This window comes from Exiguobacterium sp. s181, from assembly GCF_018617125.1.
Taxonomy (GTDB): Bacteria; Bacillota; Bacilli; order Exiguobacteriales; family Exiguobacteriaceae; genus Exiguobacterium; species Exiguobacterium profundum.
The window spans coordinates 1-16910 of sequence record NZ_JACSJM010000005.1; the positions used below are offsets into that span (position 1 = coordinate 1).

Sequence of the window (16910 nt, forward strand, 5' to 3'; positions counted from 1 at the left end):
ATATAGCTCTTAAATTGACGAAGCTTGCGCTTCATTCAAAAATGGTAAAACTTATTTTTGCCTCATCGTTCAGTTTTCAAAGTTCGTCTTCCGCTCTTGGCGACTAAATGATAATAACATTTAATTCTTTTTGATGTCAACAACTTTTTTGTTTATTCAACGTTTGTCGCTGGCAACAGAGATAACTATATCACCTGCTTTTTAATCTTGCAAGCATTATCCTAAAAAAACTTTTAAATCTTTTTCTACATCATCCAAAGTTCGAATCCCAACTCCTTGAAGGAAGAATAAATCACTCTAAAGAATACAGCTATATCTAATAACGACTATAAACCTTTAAGGAGCCCTTCATGATGCAATCTGATCTACAGCGTCCTAAGAAACGTTCACCGCTCAGAATATGGTCCGGTACCCAAGTATATACGTTAAAGAGACGACTTGAATGGATGACGGATAAACGAAAATATGTTTCAAAACGAAATACTGACCCGATGCCATATCTGATCCATACACACCGCACTCCTCTATATCGCCAACTCCGAGATGTCGATATGGAAGTTCAGCATAACAAGGTTACCAATCTGAAGATTGCAATTGCCAAACTGAACGGCTCTATCCTGACTCCAAACGACGTCCTCTCTTATTGGAAGATGATCGGCAAGCCGACGAAACGTAAAGGATACGTCGACGGAATGATTCTTCATTACGGAAAAGTCACTTCAGGAATCGGTGGTGGTCTATGCCAACTGTCGAATCTAATCTATTGGATCACCTTACATAGCCCCTTGACCGTAACCGAACGTTATCGTCACAGCTACGATGTGTTCCCAGATTACCGACGGGATCAACCTTTCGGGAGTGGCGCGACATGTTCTTATAATTATCTCGACTTACAAATCACAAACCAGACAGCACAAACGTATCAACTCCTTCTATATATAGAGGGAGATCATCTCGTCGGGGAATGGCGCTCGAACATCCCGAATAAAGAACAGTATCGTATATATGAAGAAAACCATCATTTCACCCGGGAATGGTGGGGTGGAACGATACGACATAACCAGATATTTAGAGAAGTCACTTCAATGAATGGCACACATCTTCGAAATGAGTTCATCACAGAAAATCACGCGATCACGATGTACGATCCATTCCTTCCTGAAAATACTGCATACAAAAAAGCCGACTCGTAATAACAGAGCCGGCTTTTCAAATGAACTTATGCGTGTGGCAAGAACATAAAGTATGCCAAGAAGATGACCAACATCCCATACATGATCGGATGAATCTCTTTCGTCTTCCCTTTTGCAATCATCATGAGTGGATAAAGGATAAACCCAAGCCCAATTCCCGTTGCGATTGATGATGTAAGTGGCATCATGATAATCGTCAAGAATGCAGGAACTGCAATCTCGATCTTTTTCCAATCGATATCAAGAAGTGCCGAAGCCATGAGCACACCAACAATAATCAGCGCAGGAGCTGTGACCGGCGCCGTAACAACTGCCAAGAGAGGCGAGAAGAACAACGCTAACCCGAAAAACAATCCTGCGAAGACAGCTGTTAACCCTGTGCGTCCACCAGCAGCGACACCTGCTGACGATTCAACGTATGAAGTCGCTGTAGATGTTCCGAAGATTGCACCTGCCACCGTCGCTGTCGAGTCAGCTAACAACGCCTTACTCGCACGTGGTACTTTGTTCTCTTTCATGATCCCAGCTTGACGCGCTACCGCGACGAGCGTTCCTGCTGTATCAAAGAAATCGATGAAGAAGAACGTCAAGATGACAACGAGCATTTGAAGCGTGAAGACGTCACCGAAGTTGATGAAGGCTTGACCGAATGTAGATGACATACTCGGCGGCATCGACACGACATCTGAAATGGCTGTCGGAGTTGGCACGAGACCGAAGATCATTCCGACAATCGCCGTCAACAACATCCCGATGAAAATACCACCTTTTACATCGCGCGCCATGAGCAAGGCACTGACCACAAGACCGAATACCGCGAGAAGCGTTGTGCCCGTTCCGAGCGAACCAAGACTAACAAGTGTTGCTTCATTCGCGACAACGATGCCTGCGTTTTTCAAACCGATGAAAGCGATGAAGAAACCAATCCCTGCAGCAACCGCCATTTTGAGCGGAGCCGGAATCGCGTTGACAATCGTTTCGCGAATTCCTGATAACGTCAATGCGATAAAGAAGAGACCTGATACGAGTACACCTGACAAAGCCGTTTGCCAAGAAATACCCATCCCGATGACGACGCTATATGCGAAGAACGCGTTGAGGCCCATGCCCGGCGCAATCGCAATCGGGTAGTTCGCGAGAAGTCCCATCGTCAATGAACCGACGACTGCAACAAGACCTGTCGCCACGAAGACCGCTCCTGTATCCATACCCGCTGCCCCAAGAATGTTCGGGTTAACGAAAAGGATGTAAGCCATCGCAAGGAAAGTTGTAAATCCTGCGATCAGTTCCGTGCGAACACTCGTCCCGAGTGCTGTGAGTTGGAAGTAACGATCGATCCGACTCGTTGTTGATGGTTGTTGCTGTTCTTGCTTGAGCTGTGTGCTCATTTGTTTTCCTCCTTGTGCTCGCCGTAAAACGAGAAAAGGCCCCCGGCAAATGACCGAGGACCCCACGCGAAACATACGAGGGCATACACCCTCATCTATGTCTCGCCGTAGTGAAATCATTTAAGGTGATTTCGTAGAGACTCTCGGGCCATATCCCCGACATTATACGGCAAAATATTTTATAATTGTTCGGTTATAATAAGAACGTTCTTATCGTATCAGCGTGAAAATAGAATGTCAACTAAATTCACGGATTTTACATCGATAAAAAACGTGAATGTTCGGTTTTAAGACAAAACAGAGGGGATATCCCCTCTGTTCAGCTTATTCCCATTCAATTGTTGCAGGTGGCTTAGACGTAATGTCATACAGCACACGGTTAACGTGGCTGACTTCGTTTACAATCCGGACAGAGATCTTCTCAAGCACATCCCATGGAATACGTGCCCAATCGGACGTCATGCCATCGATTGAAGTGACCGCACGGACACCGACAGCATAGTCATACGTACGCTCGTCACCCATGACTCCGACCGAGCGAATCGGCGTGAGCACCGTGAAGTATTGCCAGATGTCGCGTTCAAGTCCAGCTTTCTTCACTTCTTCACGTAGAATCGCATCGGATTCACGCACGATCTCTAACTTCTCTTCCGTGATTTCACCGAGGACACGAATTCCAAGGCCTGGACCTGGGAACGGTTGGCGCCAAACGATATAGTCAGGAAGACCGAGTTCTGTACCGAGTGCACGGACCTCGTCTTTAAAGAGCGTGTTGAGCGGTTCGATCAACGTGAAGTTCATATCTTCTGGCAATCCACCGACGTTATGGTGTGATTTGATTGTTTGTGCTGTGTCTGTCCCACTCTCGATGATGTCTGTGTAGAGCGTCCCCTGTGCGAGGAAGTCCATATCGACGAGTTTCGATGCTTCTTCATCAAATACGTAGATGAACTCGTTTCCGATGATCTTACGTTTTTGCTCAGGGTCCGAGACACCAGCCAGTTTCGTCAAGAAACGTTCTTGTGCATCGATTTTAATGACCTTCATGTTGAATCCGTCCGCGAACGTCTTCATGACGCTATCCGCTTCCCCTTTACGAAGGAGACCATGGTCTACAAACATACACGTCAACTGGTCACCGATTGCGCGATGAACGAGTGCGGCCACGACAGAAGAGTCGACACCGCCCGAAAGCGCACAAAGAACTTGCTTATCGCCAACGATTTCACGGATTTTCTCCACTTCGAGGTCGATAAAGTTTTCCATCGACCATTCGCCTTTGGCACCACATACTTCATAGATGAAGTTTTTCAAGATGTCGTTTCCATACTCCGAGTGACGAACCTCTGGATGGTATTGGACACCGTACATTTTCAACTCATCGTTTTTGATTGAAGCGACCGGGCAAGACGGGTTCGTTCCATCGACGATAAATCCTTCCGGCGCTTCCATGACGAGGTCACCGTGGCTCATCCATACTGTATGCTCGACTGGAAGCCCGTTATAAATCGCTGATGCTTCCGGCGTTGAGAACAATGTCGCTTTTCCGTATTCACGATGAGCGGCACGTTCCACACGACCACCGAAGTGATGCGTCATGAGTTGCATCCCGTAGCAGATCCCGAAGATTGGAATACCCAGTTCAAAGATCTCTGGATCACAACGATATGCACCTTCCGCGTATACGCTGTTCGGTCCACCCGAGAAGATGATGCCGATCGGGTTCAATTCGCGAATCTCCGCTGCCGTCATCTTATGTGAATGCAACTCGCTGTATACGCCAAGGTCACGGACACGACGTGTGATCAACTGGTTATACTGACCACCAAAATCAAGCACCAAAATCATTTCTTGTTCTACTTTCACGAAATCTCCACCTTTCTGCCTTCTCCTCAAAAAAAAGGACGCGCCTCTCCCCAGATTAACCCAAACCGAAGAAGAAGCACGCCCTTTTCTTTGTATACGAAACGTGCTCCTTCATAGTCGGTCCATTTACGGTGGTCCGGTAGAGACTCTCGCGCCAATTCACGAGTATATACGAAGGAATGCCATGTTCAATTATCTAACTAATGCGTCTATCTTACTTGATGCATCCCGTCACTTCAACTCATAATTCGACGAATCATGATTTTCCAATATTCTTTATATTTTGAATTCGGCTCTTGTTCCGCATAAATAGCTTGCTCAAACAAAGCCGTCAGACGGGTCATATCATTCGTTTCATAGTAGGCGTCGACCTCTTTGGCGAGTTCCGAAGGCGTACGTCCCTCAATTTTGAATCCGTTCGCACGCAGTCGTTTCATCAAATAGCGGTGCATCGAGACGAGGCGCCCATCCGTGAGCGGACGACTCATCCACCAGACATACATGATTTGACGCGCGATGATTTTCCGGTTCCAAACGAGGACCGCCACGAGGAAGAGAATGACAACCCATCCCCACACGGGCATGTTGCGTGCCTCCTCTTGAACATCACCTGTCGTCACGTCATCGATCAACAAATCTTCTTGCGGACGGTTTTGCGTATCATTGTCCTGATTTGCTTGGGGATCGTTCGCAGCCGGTGTCGTGTCTTCCGTATCCGTCTCTCGTTCCATCTGCAATAAGTTGGCGTCCGAGAAACTGATGGTCGCTTCTAACGGGACCCAGCCCGCGCCTTCAATGAAATACTCGACCCACGAGTGGGCGTGACGATTTCGAATCGTATATTCTTCTTCACCTTGAACGACCCCTCGTGTGTCACCCATCGTAAACCCTTTTACCCAACGCGTCGGTATGCCGTTCGCACGCAACAACACGGCAGCTGACGTCGAGAAGTTATCGCAATACCCGATTTGTGTGTCGAACAGGAACTGGTCAACATAATCCGTGTCCCCCTCCGGTTGTGCCACATTTTCGGTATCGTATTGAAATTCTCCATTTCGGAAATACGCTTCTACCGCTTCCGCCTTCTCGTTCGGTGTCTCACTCTCCGCCGTAATGTCAGCGGCTAAATTTCGTACACGCTCTGGCAACGATTCCGGTAGCTGTAAATAGACCTGTTGCTCTTCTTCCGTGAGCGACGTGATTTCTTCATTTAATGCAAGCTGTTCTTCAGAGAAAGCCGGGACACTATAACGAAGTTGGATCGTCCGCGGAGTCGATTGTTCCTCATTTTCAAATACAATCTTTCCGGACGGTTGCATCGTAATCGTCTCGTTCGGGAACGCCCGCTCGATGTCACCAACTCGAAATTCGGTACCGGACTCCGTTTCGATGGCTTGCGGATATTCTCCACCATAAGGAACGAACGGTTGTCGGCGCTCAAAACGTAATAATGCCTGTTCCGGTGTCGTATCCACTTCCGAGTCCACCAACTGACCACGATTGTAGTTCGAGTCAAGGACCGGTGCCTCAACCCAACCTTTCCCCGTATAAATCGCCTTGGATTCGATGCGCCAATAGCGGGCCGGCACGCCGCGAGCGATGAAGACGATGCCGTCGTCCTGTTCAAACGGACCACCTAGCGATTCGTCGTTCACTCCATACCCAACTCGGCCTGGGCCACTCCCATCTCCTTCCGTCGTCGCATTCCGGAAACTCGTAGTGATCCGGTCAGACCAATCGCCTTCAAGCGTTGGCGAAGCGTTTGCGAGAGCCACGACGACACTGAGGAGTAGTCCGATACTGACGAATCGGACGAGCGATTGACTCGGTCGTTTCGCCAAATCGGTGACAAATAATAAGAGGAGCGATGTGACGATGGCATACAGGATATTGCCTTCCCCGTCATACAACGTCCACGTATCAAAATAAGCCATAACCCCAAGTGTCGAGACAATCATCCCAAGTGCAAAACTGTAACTCGGATAGGTTCGTCCGACGAGCACGGCGAACAGCAAGCCAATCAGCGCCATGGCAGAGAAGAAAATTGCTTCATTCGGCAGCTCACCGCTCATGACACCCATCAAATCTTCCATCCATAGCCCAAACCAGTCCAGAATACTGCCATGATAGACATACAAGATGACGAGGAAATGAAGAAGCGAGATCCCAAGGAAAGCAGCCCACGGCAGAAGACTGGCAAACATCGGCACGATAAGCAGGAAGTAAAACGGCCACGTCACATCGAACGTCGTACTTCCGACAATCGGCTCAATCCAGAACGACAACAAATAGGCGGCAAGCGCCGTATAGACGATTCGGGTTACCCATGTCTTCATACCGTCACCTCATTTACTGCCGTGTAGAGATGATAGCTACCTTGTGTCTCGTGCATCAACTCTCGAATGGACGTCGTTTCAAACGGACTGATCAAAATCAAATCTCCAGTTTGTTGAGGCAGATTTTGCTTCACTCGTTCGACGAGACGCCCCTCGGCTTCTGGCGTGGCGGTCAACAAGTAATGGCCGACTTCCGCACTCTGGTCGGGAAGATGGAACAGTCGCACCTGCTCTTCGATGACGTAAAGTTCAAACGGCAGATTTTTTCGTTCTAACTGACGAATCGCCCCAACGAGTAAGGAAAGGGAACGTTCAAACGCCTCTTCATACCCGGCAGAGACGGCAGGCACGAATACGAGTGAGAGCTTCTTCTCTTGTTCCTGGTCAAACGTCTTGGTCATCAAGTTCCCTCGACGTGCGGATGCCTTCCAATCAATCCGTCCGATTCGGTCCCCTGCCGCATACTCCCGAACTCCGCTGGTCGTATTGGCCACTTCGGTATACGTCCGCATTTGACGATATTGTTCCCCACGACCGCCGACATGTTCGTCTCGAGGTAAATCAAACGGCAATTCGGCAGGCGACACCTCGACGACCGTTTCGAGTCGCAACGTCCGCTTCCGGTCGAACAAACCGAACACATCGCGTACATGGAGCACGGTGCGGTCAAAGACATGAATCCCACGCTTGATCGCCCCGACCTCATACTGGACGACTTCTGCCTGCCGGAAAAAACGGTCAACCGGAACGACAATCGTCTTGTCTTCATCCGTCAAACGTTGTGGCAATCGTTCCTCTAACGTGACCATCCCAATTAAGAAGGGATACTTCCGTTCAATTCGTAACTCGACGTCCATCGTTTGTCCAGAGACAAGTCGCTTCGTCGTCACACGACGCAATACGTTTGCCGCCGTGACCGGATAAATCATAAAGAGCGTCCAGTAGACGGTCAACACGACGAACGACCACCATAATGTTGAGGCGACGATACTGCCTTCGATGCGGGCAAATGCATACAATCCGAATGCCGCCGCCCATACAACGAACAGCTTCATCCAGTTTTTCATACTTCATTGACCTCACGATCCATCGGGACAGGTAACGTATCCAGCCAATCTTGAATCAACTGATTTGGTGACTTTCCTTTATATCGCGCTTCCGCTGTCAAAAGGACGCGATGTCCGAGCACGCTCGTCGCCATCGCCTTCACATCATCCGGCAAGACGAAATCACGATTATGGATATACGCCCATGCCTGTGCTGCTTTCATCAACGCAAGTGTGGCTCGCGGACTCCCGCCTAAATACGTATGCGGATCTTTTCGCGACTCATGTACCAGTCGCACGATGTACTGCTTGACCGCACTCGACACATGTACGTCTCTCACTTCACGTTGCATCAGTTCGACTTCTTGCTTCGTGATCACGCTCTGAAGCGCCTCGAGCGGCTCTTCTTTTTCAAAACGTGACAACAACGCAATCTCTTCATTGAACGTCGGATAGCCCATCTCGATTTTAAGTAAGAAGCGATCCAACTGTGCTTCCGGTAACGGATACGTCCCTTCATGCTCAATCGGGTTTTGTGTCGCCATGACGAAGAAAGGTGACGGTAACACTTTCAACTCCCCGTCCACTGTCACACTTCGCTCAGCCATTGCCTCGAGAAGAGCCGATTGCGTTTTCGGTGAGGTCCGGTTGATTTCATCCGCTAAAATGATGTTACCCATGAGCGGACCTGGTCGATATTCAAATTCTCTCGTTTTTTGGTTATACATCGAAATTCCGGTCAAGTCGGATGGTAGCATGTCCGGCGTGAATTGGATGCGCTTAAAATCTAAGTCAATCGCTCGACTGAACGTACGAACGAGCATCGTCTTCCCGACTCCTGGTACGTCTTCAAGTAATACATGTCCACCCGCCAGCAAGGCAGTGAGACTTTTTGCGATGACTTCTTCTTTTCCGACAATCACGGTTTCGATAGCGGTAATAATCGATTGGACAGTTGGACGGTACATGACGGACTCCCCTTTTTCTCTGATCTAGGATGACTGAAAGTTAGAATGTTCTGACTTTATTGTGACACAAGCGAGTATCGGAAAGAAAGAAATACCGCACCCAAATGCGCTTCCTATTTCTTTACCCAAAAACGTGCCCGTTCTTTAGAAAAAACGGGCACGTTTATCGATTATTCTGGGCGCTTCACATCAAATAGTTCTCCAAGGGTCGCATAACCATTGCCGGCCATCCGACTGACAGGCGCTAGCCGTTTGGCATCGATGCGTCCTTGACTGTATAACTCTCGATCAATATGAAAACGGACAATTCGTGCAATCAATAGATCGGCAGTCGTTTTTCCGTCATGTTCGATCGGCAAGTGATGATGGAGCACACATTCAAAACGGATTTTTGCTTCTTTGACCCCTGGCGTCGAAATCATATCACTCGGTTGAAGCGTAAAATCCGTACACGACAGCTCACTCTCATCTGCCGCGAGGTTGGCGGCCGTCTCGTTCACGTTAATGACGTTCGTCTCATCTACGACATGAATCACCAGTTCATTCGTACGGAGTGCGTTACGCGCCGTATCTTTCATCACGCCGTCTTTTCGTTGAACCGAGACGGAGACGAGAGGAGGATTGGATGCGACTACATTGAAGTAGCTAAACGGGGCGGCATTAATCACGTCCCCATGTTGTGTTGTGACAAACGCAATCGGTCTTGGAACAATACTGCCAATCAAAAATTTATATGTGTCTCGTTCAGTCAAAGCAGAAGGTTCAATCGATAGCATAGACTCACACTCCTTTTTATCTTAACTTCAAAATAATCACTTCATCAGACAATGTCAACGCAAAGCAGGTTGACACGTGTACATTTCATGTATTTTGGGTAAATCGCATTATGTGTATATGATTTTAAACACTTCGTATAAGCAAATTGTTTCATTTTCCCTTCCCGGTCTCATAGAATTCAGGGCAAGGAAAAGATGACCTATCGTTTTTTATGTTCAAGGAAGGAAGTAGAACGAATGATCAGCAAGTGGATTGAACAATTGAACAGTCGTCAAATACTCAGTATTTTATATAGTGTTTGTGGATTCAGTCTGGTTTTGACCTTGATTGGGGCCTGGTTCGTTCGAGATGGGGATGTCTCCACTCTCGAACTCACTGCCCTCCGATGGATTTGGATGATTGGATTGGTCATGTTCATCAGTGCCATTTTATTGATCGGACGCCCGCTCATCAAACGGATGGCCGACCAGAACAGCAGACTGAAAGCGAAGAAAGAAAAGCTCGAAACCGTGTTGAACGAATCCAAATTAAACGAAATCAATCTTCAATATCGCAATGAGTTGATTGAAGTATTGGCCTCGAAAGAATCATTATTCGATTACTCTTCTGTTATTGAAAAGATTGTGTTGCTTACAAAATCTGAGTTCGGTGCCCTCTTACTCACCAAAGACGGAGAAATCACGTCTGTCGTACCGAAAGAGATGACCGAAGAACAGCAGGAAAGTCTAAAAAAAGACTCCCTTTTGCTTAAACGAGTCATGATTTCAAAATTACCAGCCGCCACTTCTAAGCGGGTCGTCGATGCGTTACACACGTATCCGTATTATATCTATGAGACGGTCATTCCTATCATGGACCCATCGGATAATAGTCTGATCGGGTGCCTTTACTTGGCTCGTTACGACGAACAGTACGATGCGAGTGAAAAGTCTGAGTTGAATGCATTCGCAAGCCAACTCGCCATCTCTCTTCTCCGCATGCAGCTTTATCGTCAGATGCAGCAAGACCGAAAAGAAACAGCGCAACTCATCAATTCTGTACGGGAAGCCATTTTGTATGTGAACTATGAGGATGATACGGTCGTCGGGAATCGCGCCTTCATCCGTATGTTTGATGATTTACACTTTGACTATAAGGGATACGAAGAACTCTCTGTCATTGACATCGATATCGAGCAATTAGCAGAACGAGTCGATCAGCATGAACAGTTTGTCCGATACTTCGAGCGCGTCTTCACACAAGACCCGCCGGAAGACGGACTGACGATTTCAATCGACCAAGGCGATTGCTTCATTCAACTTTATGCTGAAAGCGTCTATCGGGACCGCAGACTTCGTGGAACGATGCTCGTCTTACGTGACGTCACGGCCGAAACGGAGATTGATCGGATGAAATCTGAACTCGTCTCGACCGTCTCGCATGAATTACGGACGCCTTTGTCCTCGATTTACGGATTTACCGAGCTGATGCTGTCACGTGATTTGAAGGAAAGTCGTCGTGAACTGTATTTGAAGACGATCCACGATGAAGCGAAACGCCTTTCCTATCTCGTCAACGATTTCTTAGATCTTCAAAAAATGGAGTCTGGAAAACAAGCGTTCGAGTGGGAACCGGTCGACTTATATCAGCTCGTCACAGATAGTGTCGCGTTTTATCAGGAAACGACGGACCGACATGAGCTGTTCATCGACACCGATACCGAACAAGATTTCATTATTGATGCGGACTTAGAAGGGATGCGTCAATTGCTCGGCAACCTATTAAGTAACGCCATCAAATATTCGCCAGATGGCGGGAATATCCTTGTATCGCTCGAACGCGTAGATGAAGAGGTCGTGATGAAAGTAAGAGACCATGGTATGGGAATACCAAGTGCCTCACTCCCTCATCTCTTCGGTAAATTTTATCGAGTCGATAATTCGGACCGTCGAAAAATCGGTGGTACCGGACTCGGTCTCGCAATTTGTAAAGAAATTGCCAAAGCGCATGAGGGTCAACTCCATGTCGAATCGATATATGGAGAGGGAAGTACATTCATCTGTGAACTACCAACCTCAAAAGAGCACATCATGCAATAACACGGTCATGTCGACCGTGTTATTTTTGACTCTTTTTTGCCTAATTTGGAAGGAATCCTTTGACAATATATAGAAAGGAAAGAAACCGATGCATTTTCGTGGATGTAGGATACCCTATCCATTTATTTTTACACGTTTTAAGCCAAAAACAAGATATACTGATTATAAAGAGATTGCTAGGATCGGAGGACTTGCCATTGGATCATCGTGACCCGCCTTTTTCAGAGATTGGAGATTTTAATCAATTGGGACGTTTTGAGATTGACGTACCTCACATGGGGGAGCAAGCGAAGTTTCAATCTGCCGCTGCTTTGATTCGGAAGCACGTGCCATTACGCCTTGGTGGATTTTACATTATTGCGAGCGAAGAGGAAATTTTGCATAGTGGTTCACATGATGCGAATCTTCAAAAACATTTGATTCACCTATTACAGCAGGTCCTTAACGGTCATATAGAAGACGAACGCCTCGTCCAAGAACAAGTGTGGACTGTGCATTATTTCACGACACCATAAAATGACTCGAAGAAGTACTTATCCCATAAAAAATGACGCTCTCTTCGAGCGTCATTCTGCTTGTGACATGATTGAAATTACTTTTTCGTAATAGTCTGTTGCTTGCTTGTATTTCCCATTCTCCCTTAGCTCTTTCGCTAACCAAAGGGCATATTTTTTTGCGTATACGTACTCATCGTGATCTTCAAAATAAGTCACGGCACTTTTTAGGCTCTCCATAAGCTTTTGAGAGTTCTTATCCTTAAAGTGATTCCAATAGATATTAAAGTGCTGATTGAATTCTTCGACCGCTTCATGTTGTTGCATCAATTCGTGGCCTGTTTCTAACCAATCTAAGACACCTTGTTCATTTTCCTGTTTTGCATTTACCTCTACCAGTGATAACACACTAAATAGCTTACTTCTAATATCCACTTTGTATTCAAAACTTTCCATGAAGTACGTAAGTGCCTTATCTTGTTCTCCTAATAACGAATAGATTTCTCCTATATTGTTATAGAGCATTCCATAATAGTTTCTTAAATCAGTTGCATTGGCGACTTTTAAAGCTTTTTGATTGTAAGAGAGAGCATCTGCATATCGTTTTCGTCGTTTATAAGTTAGTCCAATCAACATATGACACTCTATCATTCGCTCCAAACAAAAATTTTCTTGAAAATATTTTAATGAAGCTTGAAGATTTTCAAGAGCTTGTATATTGTCGGTAAATCGGAAATATAACGCGCCCGTAATGTAACGAATATCTGCAGCCTCCCAATCAGGTATTCCTAAATGAGGTAATTTATTTGTTACTTCTTCGATTAATTTGTATGATAGTTCTTTTTCATTTTCCTGAAAATATTGAAGTGCTTTCACTGTGTAATATCGAATGCGATCATCAGCAGAAAGTTGATCTTCAATCCAACCTACTTCCGTTACATATTTCGAATCCCCCCCTGGCATTACTCCAAAACGGGCCAATGTGACCATGAGAGTCATATACACCGATTTGGATTGTTTAACCGTAGGATGATTCATATATTTTTTGACTTGCTCTTGTTTGTCACGATCTTTTCGAGTAAGGATTGCTTCTTTCAAAATTTCTCTTATTTCTTTAATAACTTTTTCTGATTGGTAACTAAAGTCATGATATAGGGGTACTTCAATTTCAAGACGCTCGAAAAGAAGTTCTAGGACTTCCTCACTAGCAGATGTTTGATTATTTTCAATTTTGCTCAAATAAGAAATTGAACAGATCCCTCTTGCTAACACGGATTGTTTCATATTTTTTCGCAAGCGCTCTACTCTAATTAAATTCCCATAGTTGTACTCCATTATTAGTAGTAGCCCCTTTGCCCCATTTTCGAACTTCACTCATAATTTATTCATGTGAAGTACTTTCAGGAAATTCAGCCTATAATCCTCAACTTAATTAAGCATATTAAACAAAAGTTTCCCAACCCAAACTTATCCATCATCACAATTAATCATGATAAGATTTAACTAGTCAATCAATAGTGATTTGGACTTTAGTTCTACTTTTTTCAATTAAGATGAACAGTTTGTAGGAGGTGGATGGTATACATGGGGAAACTTAGTTTTTTACTCGCTGAAGATTATATTAAACCGAAAATCTACTTTAAGTCGAAATCTTCTAAACCGTCTGCGGTAGTAGACCATTCATATTCGAAAGATGACTTAAATCATTTCGAAGGCTTAGAAAATTTGACACAGTTATTATCTTCTACTAAAGGCTTCATTGTAAACGCATTTCAAATCGATTACTACCAACGTCTTCCGAAACTAATTTCAAAGACGTTAAAAGCAAACCGTTCCTTTAAAAAGCTTTACATTTTAGGTCCAGAATTATCGTTGTCAATTTTAAAAAGAAGTAGCAAAACTTCTTATGAAGCACAACTTCATGATTATGAATTTATCAACGTTGAACAGGATTCCGATTTGTTATCTAAACAATGTGAAACGCTATTGAGCGAAGGTCACATTTTATATATTCTTCCTGAAGCCTCTGTATGTTGGCAACCTAACTCATTAGAGCAACTACAAAAAGTTTGTACTCCACTTTGTAGTACCCTATTAAGTCAGACTGTGAAAGTTCCGATCTTAGCTACTTTGATGATAAACGACTCTGATAAAGTGACTATTTTCGAACCGAGTTTACCTGAGACCTACTCAGGGAACTTATTCGATTCTGTTAAAGAACAGTCTGAAGACATCTACCAGCTTTTAAAATCCTCAGATGACATTTAAGTTGCTTGATCAAAATTGGTATTAATTTTTTTCCATATAAATCATTATACAACGGAGGAATTAAACATGAAAAAGTTAGCTGGATTTTTCTTTATTACAACTGCAGTCCTTTTACTCGGAAGTTCATTTAAACCTTTTGCGGAAGAAAGACCACGTATCGTAAAAATCGAAGAACCGATTACTATAAATGCTGAAGAAAGACCACGCATTGTACAAATCGACGTTCCAGCAACCTTTAATAATGAAGGTATGCCACGCATCGTATAAACTGATTTGCTCAAGACGCCTCGTGCGTCTTTTTTATTTAATAAAAAAGGTAAATGAATTATATATTTCCCTCCATTTTTTCCTTTTTACTTATATAATAAACAGGGACAATCTAGATGCACTCTCATACGCCGCCCTTGTCACCAGTTTAATGAATAAAGGAGTTTGAACATTGAATGAAACAAAATCATCATGGAGTTTAAAGCTGTTACTTAGTTCTTCACTTGCAATATCCGGGGCAGCAGTCGTCCCGTTCCAATTGGATTCTTCCGGTATTCAATCGACTGTCGCCGAAGCCGCCTCGACCTATACCACTACCGCCAACTTAAATCTTCGCCTCAGCGCAGCCACTTGGAGCCCAGCCCTCTTGACAATCCCATCTGGTTCAAGCGTCACGTACATTAGTACATACGGTTCGTGGTACAAGGTCAGTTATGGAGGCAAAACAGGCTATGTCGCTTCTCAATATGTTTCGGTCTCAAACACTTCTGCTTACTATAAGACAACAGACCGATTAAATATGCGCCTCACCGCTGCTTCATGGAGTGATGTGGTCACCGTGATCCCTGCCGACGCGACCGTGAAGTATGTCAGTCGTTATGGGTCATGGTACAAAGTGACGTTCAATGGAAAGACGGGCTATGTCGCTTCTGCTTATTTAACACCTACGAGTGCGCCAGTCCCACCTTCGGACTACTATAAAACGACTGCCAACCTGAACCTGCGTCTCAGCGCCGCTTCATGGAGTTCCGTCGTCACGACGATTCCATCGGGTGCGACTGTCAAATATGTGAGCCGTTATGGATCATGGTTTAAGGTCACCTATAATGGAAAAACCGGTTATGTTTCTTCTGACTACTTAACGGCGACGACAGCTCCCGTAACCCCGTCTTCTTATTATAAAACGACCGTGAACTTGAATATGCGTCTTAGCGCCGCTTCATGGAGCGATGTCTTGACCGTCATTCCAGCTGGATCAGTCGTCAAATATGTCAGCCGTTATGACTCGTGGTATAAAGTCACATACAACGGCAAAACCGGGTATGTAGCATCCGAGTACTTGAAACCTACGACTGTTACGACACCAACGGATACAAACGGAACCGGTAAAACGGTCGTCATCGACGCAGGTCATGGTGGAAACGATCCTGGCGCTGTCTATGGCTCTGTTTATGAGAAAGTGATTGCACTTGATATCGCGAAACGTCTAGCTGGCGTCTTATCGAGCACCTATGACTACAACGTTAAATTGACTCGTTCGAACGATACATACCTCTCCCTTGAACAGCGTGTGTCACTCAACAAGTCTTATAAAGGGGATGTGTTCGTCAGTCTTCATGCGAACTCTTCCGTTTATAACACGGCACATGGACACGAGGTACTCGTCCCGACGTCAGAAAGTTATACGACAAACCCTTACATTTCCGCCAGCCGTAGTCTCGGCTCAAGTATCAACAAAGAGATCGCTTCACGGATTTCTACGATTCAAAACCGTGGGGTCAAGTATCAAAATGTATACGTAGTCGGACGGAACGTTTCACCTTCTACCCTTGTCGAATACGGATTCATCAGTAATTCAAGCGACCGCTCACATTTAACGAGTACGACATATCGCCAACGAATGGCTGAAGCAACAGCATCCGGTATTCATCAATTCATGCGATCTTATTACTAAAAAAGGAACTTAGCACTCAGCTAAGTTCCTTTTTTGATATGGACTTGCCAAATCATATGGGATGCCCCAGGTCCCCAATAATGTTCGAGGATATGAGACGGCTCACCCAATCGTTTCTGCCAATAGGCTTGTGCGCTCGGGAATCCGGCATCTAAATAAAAGACCTTCTTCCCTCGAACCGAAATTTCACGCATCATCTCTTCTAACAGGAATTGTCCGACACCTCGCCGCTGCATTCGTGGTGACACATAGACACTCCCTAGCTCAATCGCATCACGCTCAATTTGTATGTTGCCTGAGATGATATCATTCGGAGGTAATAACGCCCCTGCTCCGACAAGGATTCCGTCCTCTTCTACAACGTACAGATCAACGGTGTCATCATCGAAATGATCTTGAATCGTCGTGTTCAGACGCGCCACTTCTTCATCTAGCAAATCGGCATCTTCAAACCGCTCTCGTCGAATCAAGTCACTCAAACTCTCCATAAATAAGCGCTGCAAGGATTTCACGTCTGATTGTTCGAGTGCACGAAAATTCAAGACGGCCACTCC

At 45.4% G+C, this 16910-nt stretch carries 14 protein-coding genes and 2 riboswitches; of the genes, 6 read left to right on the forward strand and 8 right to left on the reverse strand.

The genetic code is table 11. The annotated features are described in order from the left end of the window. Positions 1-350 precede the first annotated feature (350 nt). A complete protein-coding gene (locus tag KNO70_RS14010) occupies positions 351-1193 on the forward strand; it encodes a VanW family protein (protein ID WP_214758753.1) in 843 nt (280 codons plus the stop codon). 26 nt (positions 1194-1219) lie between these two features. Here the strand turns inward: KNO70_RS14010 and KNO70_RS14015 are convergent, their stop codons facing one another. From KNO70_RS14015 to KNO70_RS14040, 6 genes are all read right to left on the reverse strand, one after another. Beyond that, entirely contained in the window at positions 1220-2581 is a 1362-nt protein-coding gene (locus KNO70_RS14015; RefSeq protein WP_251030135.1) for an NCS2 family permease, read from the reverse strand. Between the two features lie 88 nt (positions 2582-2669). Further along, a riboswitch (purine riboswitch) is annotated at positions 2670-2771 on the reverse strand. A gap of 134 nt (positions 2772-2905) precedes the next feature. Then, a complete protein-coding gene (gene guaA / locus KNO70_RS14020; RefSeq protein WP_031424658.1) occupies positions 2906-4429 on the reverse strand; it encodes a glutamine-hydrolyzing GMP synthase in 1524 nt (507 codons plus the stop codon). A 112-nt stretch (positions 4430-4541) separates the two neighbouring features. Further along, positions 4542-4642, reverse strand: a riboswitch (purine riboswitch). A gap of 41 nt (positions 4643-4683) precedes the next feature. Then, on the reverse strand, positions 4684-6783 hold the full coding sequence (locus KNO70_RS14025; RefSeq protein ID WP_214689417.1) for a transglutaminase-like domain-containing protein: 2100 nt from the start codon (positions 6781-6783) through the stop codon (positions 4684-4686). Beyond that, complete coding sequence (locus KNO70_RS14030; protein WP_214689419.1) at positions 6780-7850, reverse strand: DUF58 domain-containing protein; 1071 nt, start codon at positions 7848-7850, stop codon at positions 6780-6782. Before KNO70_RS14030 ends, KNO70_RS14025 begins: the two co-directional genes overlap by 4 nt. After that, complete coding sequence (locus KNO70_RS14035; RefSeq protein ID WP_214685761.1) at positions 7847-8797, reverse strand: AAA family ATPase; 951 nt, start codon at positions 8795-8797, stop codon at positions 7847-7849. The genes KNO70_RS14030 and KNO70_RS14035 overlap by 4 nt, the downstream gene beginning before the upstream one ends. A 170-nt stretch (positions 8798-8967) precedes the next feature. Beyond that, complete coding sequence (locus KNO70_RS14040) at positions 8968-9573, reverse strand: flavin reductase family protein (RefSeq protein ID WP_214689421.1); 606 nt, start codon at positions 9571-9573, stop codon at positions 8968-8970. A gap of 237 nt (positions 9574-9810) precedes the next feature. Between KNO70_RS14040 and KNO70_RS14045 the strand changes: the two genes are divergently transcribed. Together KNO70_RS14045 and KNO70_RS14050 are read left to right on the forward strand one after the other, a co-directional pair. Continuing rightward, complete coding sequence (locus tag KNO70_RS14045) at positions 9811-11652, forward strand: ATP-binding protein (RefSeq protein ID WP_214689428.1); 1842 nt, start codon at positions 9811-9813, stop codon at positions 11650-11652. 197 nt (positions 11653-11849) lie between these two features. Continuing rightward, on the forward strand, positions 11850-12167 hold the full coding sequence (locus tag KNO70_RS14050; RefSeq protein WP_078146244.1) for a hypothetical protein: 318 nt from the start codon (positions 11850-11852) through the stop codon (positions 12165-12167). 51 nt (positions 12168-12218) lie between these two features. On the opposite strand, the gene KNO70_RS14055 is transcribed toward KNO70_RS14050, so the two are convergent. Further along, entirely contained in the window at positions 12219-13481 is a 1263-nt protein-coding gene (locus KNO70_RS14055) for a tetratricopeptide repeat protein (RefSeq protein ID WP_214812752.1), read from the reverse strand. A 249-nt stretch (positions 13482-13730) separates the two neighbouring features. On the opposite strand from KNO70_RS14055, the gene KNO70_RS14060 reads away from it, so the two are divergent. The 3 genes from KNO70_RS14060 to KNO70_RS14070 all read left to right on the forward strand — a co-directional run bounded on the left by KNO70_RS14060 (position 13731) and on the right by KNO70_RS14070 (position 16356). Continuing rightward, a complete protein-coding gene (locus tag KNO70_RS14060; RefSeq protein ID WP_214812753.1) occupies positions 13731-14414 on the forward strand; it encodes a hypothetical protein in 684 nt (227 codons plus the stop codon). A gap of 66 nt (positions 14415-14480) precedes the next feature. Beyond that, a complete protein-coding gene (locus KNO70_RS14065) occupies positions 14481-14681 on the forward strand; it encodes a hypothetical protein (RefSeq protein ID WP_078146241.1) in 201 nt (66 codons plus the stop codon). Positions 14682-14853: 172 nt separating this feature from the next. After that, positions 14854-16356 (forward strand): N-acetylmuramoyl-L-alanine amidase family protein, encoded by a 1503-nt coding sequence (locus KNO70_RS14070; RefSeq protein ID WP_214812754.1) that lies wholly within the window; start codon positions 14854-14856, stop codon positions 16354-16356. Between the two features lie 20 nt (positions 16357-16376). Here KNO70_RS14070 and KNO70_RS14075 read toward each other — a convergent pair whose 3' ends face one another. Further along, complete coding sequence (locus KNO70_RS14075) at positions 16377-16898, reverse strand: GNAT family N-acetyltransferase (RefSeq protein ID WP_214689436.1); 522 nt, start codon at positions 16896-16898, stop codon at positions 16377-16379. Between the last annotated feature and the right edge of the window lie 12 nt (positions 16899-16910).